This is a genomic window from Ottowia sp., assembly GCF_035444425.1.
In the GTDB taxonomy this organism is placed as follows: Bacteria; Pseudomonadota; Gammaproteobacteria; order Burkholderiales; family Burkholderiaceae_C; genus Ottowia.
Map to the genome: position 1 here is coordinate 94,706 of NZ_DAOMOQ010000005.1, position 12,603 is coordinate 107,308.

Below are 12,603 nucleotides of genomic sequence, written 5' to 3' on the forward strand. Positions count from 1 at the left end.
GAGTGACTGCGCGGCAGGCGCGGCTTCAAAGGTGATGAAATGAAAATGACCGGGACGGTGCCGGTCATTCTGTCACGCTCGCCGCTTTGGCGGCGTCATCTCGTCACTCAGCCGCCGTAGACCGGGAACGCCCTGGTCAGCTCGGCCACCTTGGCGCGCACGGTGGCCAGGTTGGCTTCGTCGCGCGGGTTGTCGAGCACGTCGGCCACCAGGTTGGCGGTGGCGCGCGCCTGCTCGTCCTTGAAGCCGCGCGTGGTCATGGCCGGGGTGCCGATGCGCACGCCGCTGGTGACCATCGGCTTTTCGGGGTCGTTCGGGATCGCGTTCTTGTTGATCGTCATGTGGGCGCTGCCTAGCACGCTTTCCGCTTCCTTGCCGGTGATGCCCTTGGGGCGCAGGTCGACCAGCATCACGTGGCTCTGCGTGCCGCCGCTGACGATGCGCAGGCCGCGCTCGGTCAGCGTCTCGGCCACCACCTGGGCGTTCTTCTTCACCTGCAGCGCGTACTGCTTGAATTCGGGCTGCAGCGCTTCCTTGAAGGCGATTGCCTTGGCGGCGATGATGTGCATCAGCGGGCCGCCCTGCAGGCCGGGGAATACGGCCGAGTTGATGGCCTTCTCGTGCTCGGCCTTCATCAGGATGAAGCCGGCGCGCGGACCGCGCAGGCTCTTGTGGGTGGTGCTGGTCACCACGTCGGCGTGCGGCACCGGATTGGGGTAGCAGCCGCCGGCGATCAGGCCGGCGTAGTGCGCCATGTCGACCATGAAGATGGCGCCGATGTCCTTGGCCACCTTGGCGAAGCGCGCGAAGTCGATCTCCAGGCTGTAGGCACTGGCGCCGGCGATGATGAGCTTGGGCTTGTGCTCGTGCGCCTTGCGCTCCATGGCGTCGTAGTCGATCGCTTCCTTGGCGTCGAGCCCGTAGCTGACCACGTTGAACCACTTGCCCGACATGTTCAGCGACATGCCGTGCGTCAGGTGGCCGCCCTCGGCCAGGCTCATGCCCATGATGGTGTCGCCGGGCTTGAGGAAGGCCATGAGCACGGCGATGTTGGCGCTGGCGCCGCAGTGCGGCTGTACGTTGGCGGCCTCGGCGCCGAACAGCTGCTTCACGCGGTCGATGGCCAGTTGCTCGGCCACGTCGACGTGCTCGCAGCCGCCGTAGTAGCGGCGGCCGGGGTAGCCCTCGGCGTACTTGTTGGTCAGCTGGGTGCCGGCGGCGGCCAGCACGGCGGGCGAGGCGTAGTTCTCGCTGGCGATCAGCTCGATGTGGTCTTCCTGGCGCTGATGCTCGGCCTGGATGGCGGCCCAGATCTCGGGATCGGTGTTGGCGATGGTGTGGGTGGAACGGTTGAACACGGCAGTCCTTCGAGAAGGTGCTCCCTTGGTGCGGCAAGGGCTGCCCAGGCGAACGGCTGAACACGCCACGAGCGCCACGCGCAAGGGCGGTGCGCTTCCCCGTGGTGGTCGGCGGTCGATACCGCCAGTGGTCCACGTCGGCACCGCAAGAATAACGGCCGGTGCCTATCGCCAGTCGCGCACCGGGCGAGTTTATCCGACCGCCGGACGGCCAGCCGGCGACGCGGAATCCCGTGTAGAGCGCCGGGCGCTTGCGCCGGCGCGGTGCTCAGAGCGTGGCGACCTTGACCGGGGTGCGGTCGCTGCTCGGTGCGGCTGGCTCGCTCGGCACCGTCGCGGCGCGCAGCGCCGGCGTGTTGTCGTTCAGCGAGACCGACTTGCCCCTGGCGACCTGGTTCAGGCGCGCGTGCTCGCCCAGCACCTTGGCCGCATAGCCGCCGTCGGACGCCAGGTTGGCGGCGCCCACGTACCACTTCAGGCCGGCCTCGACCGAACCGGCGCGCGTGATGTATTCCTTCAGGATCTTCACGCCCACACGCAGGTTGGACTTCGGATCGAAGGCGGCGTACTGGCCACCGAAGTGCTGGTACTTGTCGGTGTGGATGTGGGTCATGACCTGCATTAGGCCCTGCGCGCCGACCGGGCTTTGCGCGAACGGGTTGAAGCTCGACTCGATTGCCATCACCGCCAGCACCAGGGTCGGTTCGACCCGGTTGGCGCCGCCGATCTCGTAGGCTTCCGCCACCAGCGCGGACACCGGTTCCGGCGCGACGCGGTATTTCTTGCTGATCCACAGCGCGACGTTGGCCTGCTCGCGCGGCAGGTCCTTCGGGTTGGCGGCGGTGGCACGCTCGATCGCCGTCGGCTCGGGCGTGATGCCGAGTGCCGCCACCTGGCGCGCGCTCAGCCATTCGGCCAGACGCTGCTCGCCCTGCTGGCGCAGGTCGGGCCGGGTGCCCAGCAGGGCCACGCTGACGACGACGACGATGCCCACCAGGGCCAGGCCGTTGTGCGTGATCTCAAACAAACCTTCGGCGACATCGCCGAGAAAGGTCTTCAGGCCGCGACCCAAGGCGGCCAGTGGTGCAGACGCTGTCATAGCGCTCCTTCGCATGATGCGAGGCAGTAGGCAGCCAGTCGGGAACGTCGTTCTCGAACGAGGACGATGTCCTAGAAGCTGGCGACTGCGGGTCGCATCCGGGGGTCCAAGAGCCGCGTTGCTTGCGCCTGTGACAACTGGCGCCTGGTCGAATCTAGGGCAATGCGGCGTGCCGGAATCGGCGGAAAAACTCTCAAATGTCTACTGAATCAATCGAGAACATGGCATTCTAGGGTCGCAGCAAATATAGGGTCAACCCTAATAATTGGAGTCCAGATTCTATTTTTGGCATAAGAAATCGCCTACAGAGCCCGCTTGCTCGCATCTTCGGAGCAGCATCGGCCACGCGCGTCGGCGTCTGCAAGACAAGGGTTGGACTGATTGAACATGACAATCCGCGGGCGGCAACAATTGATATTCACCACTGGCCCGCGGGGCCATGCTGACCTACAGTGAAGTCGTCCAAGCTACTTGGACTCAGGGCTGACAGAAGCCGGTCCGCGGTAGTCGATACCGCGACATGGCCCCTCTCCAGCCGTTGATCGAAGGCAATCTTTTGCCTTCCCGCAGCCGGAAACAACAAGCTTTCCGATGCGGAACCAGGCAGACCACGACGCTTTTGTCACGCTGCCTGAAAGCCCGGCGGGCAGGCTGCAGGCCGAAACGCCGGGCTTTCTCGCGTCTGGAGCCAGCGTCGGCTTGGGAGTTGACCGGCGCGGTCTTGTCGTCGCCGGCTCGGCCGACGCGTTGATCGGGCTGAGGCGACAATTCACAGCGTCATGTCCGGCCCATCGCAGTCTTCCGCTCCCGACGTCCCCGACGTTTCCGCGCCCGGGCTCGCGCCCGCCGCCATACCTGCGGCGCCCCCAGCGCCCGCCACCGCCGTTCACAAGCGGCGCTGGCTGCCCGCCAATCGCTGGCTGCGCGGCACGCTCTACGGCGTCGCCAGCCTGTTCGGGCTGTGGCTGCTGAGCTGGCTGGCGCTGCCGCCGCTGCTCAAGTGGCAGGGCGAGAAGATCGCCGGCGAACAACTGGGCCGCGCGGTGCGCATCGGGGCCGTCGAGTTCAAGCCCTGGACGCTGGAGCTGAGCCTGCACGACGTCGCCGTCGCCGGCGCCGATGGCGCGCCGGATCAGTTCAGCATCCAGCGCATCCATGGCGACCTCGAGCTGGAGTCGATCATCCGCCTGGCGCCGGTGCTCGATGCGGTCCAGATCGAATCGCCGGCCCTGCGCCTGACGCACCTGGGCGAGGGCCGCTACGACATCGACGACATCCTGGCCAGGCTGGCCGAGCGCCCGCAGCCATCCGAACCGGGCGCGCCGGCGCGCTTTGCGCTCTATAACATCGAGCTGAAGGATGGCCGCATCGACTTCGACGACCGCAGCGTCGGGCGCCAGCACGAGTTGCGTGATCTGCAGCTGACCTTGCCCTTCATCAGCAACCTGCCGGCGGAGCGCCAGATCAAGGTGCAGCCGCAGCTGGCCTTCGTCGCCAACGGCAGTGCCTTCAATTCCAGCGCCGAGGCGCTGCCGTTTGACCCCTCGCGCCAGACCGATGCGGCGTTACGTCTGCGTGAACTGGACCTGGCACCTTATTTGGGCTACATCCCGGCGGGGCTGCCGATCCGGCTCAAGGCCGCCATGGTGGATGCCGACCTGCAGCTCGGCTTCGAGCAGACCCCCAAGCCTTCGCTGCGCCTGGGTGGCACGCTCACGGTGAGCGGGTTGAAGTCGGTCGACGCCCAGGGTGCCGACGCGCTGGCCTTCGACGGACTCAAGCTGCAGCTGGGCGAGGTGCGGCCGCTGGAACGCAGGCTGCACCTGGCCGCGGTCGAATTGAGCGGCCCGCAGCTGACGGTACGGCGTGACCAGAGCGGGCAGATCAACCTGCTGGTCGCGCCGGGCGCCGAGGCGGCGGTGCTGCCTGCAGCCCCTGCGAGTGCGGCCGCCACTGCCGCGCCGGCCGCCCCCGCAGCCAGCGCAGCGAAGGTTGCGGCGGCACCCGTACCCGGTTGGGAAGTCGCCATCGACAAGCTGAGCGTGCACGGTGGCACGGTCGACTTCCTTGATGACAGCACCGCGAACGGCGACACGCCCGCCGCCGCGCTGCGCCTGAACGAGTTCGAGCTGCAGGCGGCGACCATCGGCTGGCCGTTCGCGCAGCCGCTCAGCTTCAGCGGTTCGGCGGCGCTGGTCGGTACCGAAGGGCTGACGCCCACCGTGCCGGCAGCCAGCCCGCCGCGCACGGCTCAGGCGCGGCGGAAGACCCGGCGCAAGGGCAAGCCCGACCCGGTGAAGCCCGTGCCCGAAGCCACCGTCACGGCGCGCCCCAGCGTGCCGTCGATCGAGTTCCAGGGCAGCGCCGGCGCGCAGAGCGCCGAAGTCAACGCGCGTGTCGCCGGCATCCCGCTGGCGCTGGCAGCGCCGTATCTGGCACCGCACCTGGTGCCGCGGCTGACCGGTGACCTCGATGCCCACGTTGGCCTGCAATGGGCGCCGCCCAAGGCCAGCGACCTGCCGCATGAGATCAAGATCGCCGCCGAACAGCTGACGCTACGCCAGCTGATGCTGGCCGATGCGCCGAGCAGCGCCGATGCCAGGCCGGCTGGCGGGGCGCGTGCGGTGCCAGCGCGCAAGCGCCGCGACGGCGGTGACGGCCCGCTGGCCAGCATCGACCGGATCGATCTCAGCGACGTGCTGGTCGATCTGCGTACCCGTGCCGTCAGCGTCGGCAGGCTGGGCCTGCAGTCGCCGCGCACCGTCATCTCACGCGATGCCGACAAGAAGTGGATGGTCGAAGCCTGGTTGCGCCAGCCGGCCGGCGACGACAAGCCGGCCGACGCACCCAAGCCACGCACAGGCCCCAACACCGACTTTCCCTGGAAAGTGGTGGTGAATGAACTCGCGCTGGTCGATGGCACCATCGGCTGGCATGACGGCGTACCGGCCAGCCCGGTCGAAGCCGAGCTGACGCAACTGCAGCTCGATGTGAAAAAGATCGACCTGAGCGGCAAGCAGGCCGTTCCGGTCAATCTGTCGGCGCGCATCGGTGCCGGCCGTGCCGAGCCGGGGCGGCTGTCCTGGCGTGGCCAGTTCGGCCTGACGCCGGTTGCTGCGCAGGGCGCGGTGGAGGCGCAACGGCTGCCGGTGCATGCCTTCGAGCCTTATTTCGGTGACGCGCTGAACGTCGATCTGCTGCGCGCCGATACCAGCTTCAAGGGCCAGGTGGCGTTCACGCAGACGGCGCAGGGCCCGCGCGTGCGCGTCAACGGCGATGCCAGCGTGGAAGAGCTGCGCACCCACAGCCGGCCCGGCACTGCGGCCGCCCCGGATGCGCAGCAGCCGCCCGCCGCCGAGGCCGGCGCGGGTTCGAGTACCCGGCGCGACCTCGGCGGCACCAGCACGACCACGGCCCAGGCAGCGGCGCGGCCGGTGGCGGCGGGCAATGGCGCGCGCGGCGGCCTCGGTGAGGAACTGCTGAGCTGGAAGGCGCTGCGCCTGGGCGGGCTCGACGTCCAGCTCGAACCCGGCAAGCCGGCGCAGATCGAGGTCAAGGACACCCTGCTGTCGGATTTCTACGCGCGCCTGATCATCCATCCCAACGGCCGCATCAACCTGCAGGACGTGATGAAGTCGGCGGAAGGCGATGCAGCCAGCGCGGCGCCGCCGCCAGCGACGACGGCGCGCGCACCGGCGCCGTCGATGATGCCGGCAGCCGGCGAGTTCAGTGGCGAGGCGGCGTCGGGGAGCGCGCCGCCGGCCAGCGCGGCGCCGCCGGTGGTGCGGCAGGTGGATCCGATGGCGCCGGTGATCCGGGTCGGCCCGGTGCGGCTGGCCAACGGCAAGGTGTTGTTCTCCGATCGCTTCATCCGTCCCAACTACTCGGCCGACCTGACCGAACTCAACGGCAGCCTGGGCGCGTTCAGCTCGATCGCTCCGGCGGGCGCACCGCAGATGGCCGAGTTGCAGCTCACCGGTCGCGCCGAAGGCACGGCGGCGCTGGAAGTCAGCGGCCAGCTCAACCCGCTGGCCAACCCGCTGGCGCTGGACATCAAGGGCAAGGTCACCGACCTGGAGCTGCCGCCGCTGTCGCCGTACTCGGTCCGCTACGCCGGCCACGGCATCGAGCGCGGCAAGCTCAGCATGGAGGTCGAGTACGAGGTGCAGCCCGACGGGCGTCTGACGGCCAGCAACCGGCTGGTGCTGAACCAGCTCGAGTTTGGCGAGCCGGTGCAGGGCGCGCCCGCCAGCCTGCCGGTCAAGCTGGCGACCGCGCTGCTGGCCGACAGCAAGGGCGTGATCGACCTCGACCTGCCGATCAGCGGCTCGCTGAACGATCCGCAGTTTTCCATCGGCCCGATCATCTTTAAGGCCGTGGTCGGCCTGATCGGGCGCGCCATCACGGCGCCCTTCACCCTGCTGGCGCGCGCGCTCGGCGGCGGCGGAAGCGATGACCTGTCGCACGTGGCCTTCGCGCCGGGCAGCGCGCAGCTCGGCCCGAAGGCGCGCGAGCAGCTCGACAAGATCGCCAAGGCGCTGGCCGACCGCCCGCAGCTGAAGCTGACCGTGGTCGGCACCGCCAGGCTGGACGTCGAGCGTGCCGGCTACCGGCGCGAGCGGCTGCAGGCGCTGGTGGCGGCGGAAAAGCGGGGCGATGCCGGCAGCAGGACGACGGACACGCCGGCGTCCACGGCATCGGCGCCACAGGTGCCGGCATCCGCGGCCAGCGCGCCGGCCTCGGCCGCACCCGGGGTGGCGGTTTTTGACGCCGAGTACCCGGAGCTGCTCAAGCGCCTGTACCGCCGCGCCAACATTCCGGAGCGGCCACGCAACGCCATCGGCATGCTGCGCGACGTACCGGTGGACGCGATGGAGACCATGCTGATGGCGCACATCGAGGTCACCGAGGACGCCATGCGCCAGCTGGCGGTGCAGCGCGGCACGGCCGTGAAGGACTACCTGGCCGGCAAGAACCTGCCGGCCGAGCGCCTGTTCCTGGGTGCGGCGCGCACCGGTCAGGCCGCCGCCCAGGCGGGCAGCGACGCTGCTTCCGCGGCGGCGCCGGCAGAGCCGGGCAGCGCCGCGCCGCCCAAGCAGACGCCGTGGTCGCCGCGTGCTGAACTGGCGCTGGCGGCTCGCTGAAGGCGTCGACAGGCCCTGACGCGAAAACCGGGCGAAAATACGGTGTTGCGGCGCGCCACGTCGGCGCGCCTTGCTCTTGTCTGAAACTGTCCCAAAGCATGTTCCCCTTTTCCCGCGATTCCAAAGACCCGCAGCCCGAGCAGCCGGCCGCCGCACCCAAACCGGCCGAGGCCCACCCGCTCGATGCCTTGACCGGCGGCGTGTTCTCGGCCGCGACCTCGGGCGAGCGCGCCCAGCGCGTGCGCGAGTGGCTGGCGACCGAGCCGACGGCCGAGCAGATGCAGGAAGTCTTCAAGGAGCTTTCGGCCAAGGATAAGGGCGCTTCGAAGGCGCTGCGCGAGAAGCTCGACGAGTTGCGCCGCGCCAAAGGCCAGGAAGCCGTGGCCGCCGAATGGCAGGCCAAGGCGCAGGCCCTGCTGCAGGCGCCGCGCCTGAACATCGCCGATGCCATGGCCTGGCAGCGCGATGCCGCCCGCGCCGGCGCGCCGCTGTCGCGCGAGCCGTTGGCCGGCCTGCGCGCCGAACTGGCGCAGCGCATCAAGGCGGTGGAGGACGTGCAGCAGCGCCTGATGGTGCAGCGCGAGGCGGCCGTGCTGCTGGCCCAGCGCATCGAACTGCTGTCGACCAAGCCGCTGGCCGATGCCCAGGCGCAGCAAGCCGGCCTGGCCGGCGATGTCGAGCACTGGCGCGCGCAGGCCGCCGAACTGGCGGCCGACCCGCACTGGGGCAGTGTCGATGCACGCTACGCACCGCAGCTGGAAGCCGCGCAAAGCCAGCTCAGCGCGGTGTGGGACGCCTTCGCAGCCGCGCTCACCCAGGCCACCGCGGCGGCGCAGGACGCCAGCGCGCCGCTGCCGCCGGTGCCGGTGTGGGCCGACGAGTTGCGCGCCGCGCGTGGCGAGGCGGCGCCCGAGCCTGTTGCCGACAAGCTCGCCAAGCCGAAGATCGACCCCGAGCAGCGCGCCGCCGCCAGCAAGGCGGTGGAAGCCGGTGTGATGTTGCTGGAGCAGGCGGTCGCCGCCGGCCATACCAAGAACATGCACAGCGCGACCAACGCGCTGCGCGCTTCGCTCAAGACGCATGGCCGCCTGATCGACGACGCGCTGGAAGCGCGCGTGCATGCCGCCCTGGTCTCCGCCGGCGAACTGGAAGGCTGGCAGCGCTGGAGCGCCGACAAGGTGCGCGAGCAGCTCGTGGCCAAGGCCGAGGCGTTGCTGGTCAAGCGCCGGATCAAGGGCGTCAGGGGCGCGCCGGTGGCGAAAGACGAGTCGGGGGTGCCCGAGGCGGCTGAGGCCGCAGCGCCCGCGGCGCCCGAACCCACCGCCATCACCGAAGCGCCTGCTAGTGCTGCGGCGGAAACACCTGTGCTCCGTGAGGAAGCCGCAGGAGCGCCTGGCAGTGAAGCGGCGCCTGCGGACGCACCGGCGCCAGCGGTCGATGCCGGCAGCGAAGCCCTGTTGCAGGAAGAAGCCGCCACCCCCAGCGCCGACGCCGCCGATGCAGCGGCCGAGCCAGAAGCCGAGCCACCAGCCGCCGCACCCGCCGTCGAACCCGGATACGAACTGGTCCCCGCCATGGGCGGCCGCAAGCTGCAGGACGCCATCCGCAAGCTGCGCGAGGAGTGGAAGACCGCCGACCAGGGCGGCGCGCCCAACCACGCGCTGTGGAAGCGCTTCGACCGCGCCATCAACGCGGCGCACCGCTTCGTCGAGGAATGGATCACCGAGGTGCGCGCCCAGGCGGCCCAGCACCGCGAGCAGCGCCTGGCGCTGATCGAGCAGGTCAAGGCCTGGAGCGCCGGCCAGCCGGGCGGCGAGGGCACCGACTGGAAGGCCTTCAACCGCCAGATCCACCAGTTCTCCGAGCGCTGGCGCAATGCCGGCCACCTGTCGGAAAAGCAGTTCGCCGAACTGCAGCCGCTGTGGAAGGAGGCCATCCACCAGGCCGCCGTGCCGCTGGAAGTCGAGCAGAAGCTGAGCACCGGTCGGCGCCAGGCCTTGATCGCCGAGGCGGAACAACTGGGTGCCGCGCCGCAGCTGCGCATCGACGCCGTCAAGGCGCTGCAGCAGCGCTGGCAGACCGAGGCGCAGGCGGTGCCGCTCGACCGCAAGCAGGAACAACGCCTGTGGGACCAGTTCCGCAAGCCGATCGACGAGGCCTTCAACCGCAAGAGCGCCGAGCGCGAACGGCAGCAGGCCGCGATGAGCGCGCACGACCGCGCCGTGCTCGAGGCCGCCAAGGCGCTGGAAGCCGCTAACGCCAGCGGTGACGTGCAGCAGATCCGCGCCGCCATGGCGGCGTTGGAGGCGGCCACGCGCGGCGAGGCGCCGGTTGCTGCTGAGCCGAAGACCGACGTGGCAGAACCTGAGGCGCGTCCGGAGGCAGCGCTCGACGCCGCTGAACCGGAATCAAGCGATGCGGTTGCTCAGTCGCCGGACGGCGAGGCGAGTGACGACAGCGCTGAAGCCGCACCGGCTCCAGCACCGAAGGCGGTGCCCGCCAAGCCGTTGGTCGCCATGCGCGGCGACGACCGCCCGGGCGCGCGTCGCGCCGAACCGGCGGCGCCTGGTCGCGGAGGCGGCAAATTCGGCGACCGCCGCGATGGCCGACCCGGTGGCCGGGATGCGCGCGGCGGTCCCGGCGCCGAACGAGGCGGCCGCTTCGGCGATCGCCGTGATGGTGGTCGCTTTGGTGACCGTGGTCCGCGCGACGACCGCAATCCGCGTGGACCGCGCCTGGGCGACGCCGCCTTCCGCGCCCAGCGCGACGCAGTCGAGCAGGCCCAGGCGCAGTTGCGCAAGCTCGCCGCGCAGGCGCACGGCGAAGCGCTGACCCAGTTGCTGGGCGCCTGGCAGCAGCGCCAGCCCGATCAGGTGCCGAGCGCGCAGGAGTTGGGCCGCGCCGTCACCGGTGGCACCCGCAACACCTGGGCCCAGGCGTTGCAGGCGGCCCCGCAAGGCAATGCCGCCGAATCGATGCTGCGGCTGGAGATGGCGGCCGAGGTGCCGACGCCGGCCGAGCATCTCGACGCGCGCCGTGCGCTGCAGCTTCAGCTGCTGACGCGCCGCAACAACCCGGCCCCCACGGAAACCTGGAGTCAGGATGCCGCCGCCGTGCTGGCCGCGCCGCATGACGAGGCGACCGCGCGGCGCCTGCAGAATGCGCTGAAGGCGCTGCTGCGCAAATAGGTTGGCGGTGTGCGCAGCGAACCCGAGCACGACGGCGCCACCCAGCCGCTGCCGCTTGTCGGGGTTCATTTCATTCACCTCCAACCTGCCCGCGTGACCCGTCGTGCAGGTCGGAACCGCACAGCGATTCCGATGCGGGCCTGACGTTACCCCCGTGATCCCCCGCTGGCTCGAACACCGCATCCCGCCGCCGGTCATCGACCTGAGCTGCGCGGGGCTGATGTGGTGGCTGTCCACGCTGGTGCCGGCAGCGCAACTCTGGCCACGCGGCGGTGCCTGGTGGGTGTGGGTGCTGGCGGCGGGCCTGGCGCTGGCGGGTGGAGCCGTTTCGCTGGCCGGCCTGCGTGAGTTCGCCCGGGCGCGCACCACCTTCAACCCGCTCGCGCCCGACCGTGCCAGTGCCCTCGTCACCACCGGGATCTACCGCTTCACGCGCAATCCCATGTACCTGGGCATGCTGCTGGTGCTGATCGGCTGGGGTCTGTGGCTGGGCAACGCCGCCGCGCTGGTGGTCGGGCCGCTGCTGGCCGTGCTGAGCTTGAACGCGCTGCAGATCAGGCCGGAAGAGCGCGTCATGCAGGCGCGCTTCGGCGAGGTCTACACGCGCTACCGAGCGCGCGTGCGGCGCTGGCTTTGAGCAGGGTTCAGGCGACCGGGTAGGTGCCGGGGCGGAAGATGCTCTTGTCCACGGTCTCGATGCGCGTGTGGCCGCAGAAAGCCATGGTCAGGTCGAGCTCCTTGTGGATGATTTCCAGCGCCTTGGTCACGCCTGCCTCGCCCGCGGCGCCCAGGCCCCACAGGAAGGCGCGGCCGATGTAGGTACCACGCGCACCCAGCGCCCAGGCCTTGAGCACGTCCTGGCCGCTGCGGATGCCGCTGTCCATGTGCACCTCGATCTGCTGGCCGACGGCATCGACGATGGCGGGCAGCGCGGCGATGGCCGAGGGCGCGCCGTCGAGCTGGCGGCCGCCGTGGTTGCTGACGATCAGGGCATCGGCGCCCGAATCCACCGCCAGGCGCGCATCCTCCGGCTCCATGATGCCCTTGATGATGATCTTGCCGCCCCAGCGCTTCTTGATCCACTCCACGTCGCCCCAGTTCAGGCTCGGGTCGAACTGGTCGGCGGTCCAGGCGCCTAGGTTGCTCATGTCGGTCACGCCCTTGACGTGGCCGTGGATGTTGCCGAACTTGCGCCGTGAGGTGCCCGCCATGCCCATGATCCAGCGCGGCTTGGTCGCCAGGTTGATCAGGTTGCCGATGGTCGGCTTGGGCGGGGTGGACAGCCCGTTCTTGATGTCCTTGTGGCGCTGGCCGAGGATCTGCAGGTCCAGCGTGATCACCAGCGCGCCGCAGCCGGCGGCCTTGGCGCGGTCGATCAGGCGCTCGATGAAGTCGCGGTCGCGCATCACGTAGAGCTGGAACCAGAAGCCCTTGCCGGCGTGTTCGGCCACGTCCTCGATCGAGCAGATGCTCATGGTCGAGAGCGTGAACGGCACGCCGAATTTCCTTGCTGCGCGCGCGGCGGCGATCTCGCCGTCGGCGTGCTGCATGCCGGTCAGACCGGTCGGCGCCAGCGCCACCGGCATCGTGACCGGCTCGCCGATCATGGTGGTGGCGGTGCTGCGGCCTTCCATGTTAATGGCCACGCGCTGCTTGAACAGGATGCCCTGGAAGTCGGCCTGGTTCGCTCGATAGGTGCCCTCGGTCCAACTGCCGGAATCGGCGTAGTCGTAGAACATGCGCGGCACGCGGCGCCTGGCCAGCAGACGCAGGTCTTCGATGCAGGTGATCTTGCTGAGGTCGGTCACGGTGGC

General features: G+C 69.9%; 6 protein-coding genes and 1 riboswitch. Of the genes, 3 read left to right on the forward strand and 3 right to left on the reverse strand.

Annotated features, from left to right (window positions below):
- Positions 1 to 107: 107 nt before the first annotated feature.
- Positions 108 to 1,358 carry a serine hydroxymethyltransferase gene (glyA, locus tag PK606_RS03610; RefSeq protein WP_324560801.1) on the reverse strand — a complete coding sequence of 417 codons (1,251 nt, stop codon included), beginning with the start codon at positions 1,356 to 1,358 and terminating at the stop codon, positions 108 to 110.
- Positions 1,359 to 1,393: 35 nt separating this feature from the next.
- Positions 1,394 to 1,547: riboswitch (ZMP/ZTP riboswitch) on the reverse strand.
- 79 nt (positions 1,548 to 1,626) lie between these two features.
- On the reverse strand, positions 1,627 to 2,457 hold the full coding sequence (locus tag PK606_RS03615) for a transglycosylase SLT domain-containing protein (protein WP_324560803.1): 831 nt from the start codon (positions 2,455 to 2,457) through the stop codon (positions 1,627 to 1,629).
- 779 nt (positions 2,458 to 3,236) lie between these two features.
- Between PK606_RS03615 and PK606_RS03620 the strand changes: the two genes are divergently transcribed.
- The 3 genes from PK606_RS03620 (at position 3,237) to PK606_RS03630 (ending at position 11,426) form a co-directional block, all read left to right on the forward strand.
- Positions 3,237 to 7,601, forward strand: coding sequence for a DUF748 domain-containing protein (locus tag PK606_RS03620; protein WP_324560805.1), 4,365 nt, complete (start codon positions 3,237 to 3,239; stop codon positions 7,599 to 7,601).
- Between the two features lie 98 nt (positions 7,602 to 7,699).
- On the forward strand, positions 7,700 to 10,789 hold the full coding sequence (locus tag PK606_RS03625) for a DUF349 domain-containing protein (RefSeq protein WP_324560807.1): 3,090 nt from the start codon (positions 7,700 to 7,702) through the stop codon (positions 10,787 to 10,789).
- Between the two features lie 154 nt (positions 10,790 to 10,943).
- A complete protein-coding gene (locus PK606_RS03630; protein ID WP_324560809.1) occupies positions 10,944 to 11,426 on the forward strand; it encodes a methyltransferase family protein in 483 nt (160 codons plus the stop codon).
- A 7-nt stretch (positions 11,427 to 11,433) separates the two neighbouring features.
- Here the strand turns inward: PK606_RS03630 and PK606_RS03635 are convergent, their stop codons facing one another.
- Positions 11,434 to 12,597 carry an alpha-hydroxy acid oxidase gene (locus tag PK606_RS03635; RefSeq protein ID WP_324560811.1) on the reverse strand — a complete coding sequence of 388 codons (1,164 nt, stop codon included), beginning with the start codon at positions 12,595 to 12,597 and terminating at the stop codon, positions 11,434 to 11,436.
- Positions 12,598 to 12,603 lie beyond the last annotated feature (6 nt).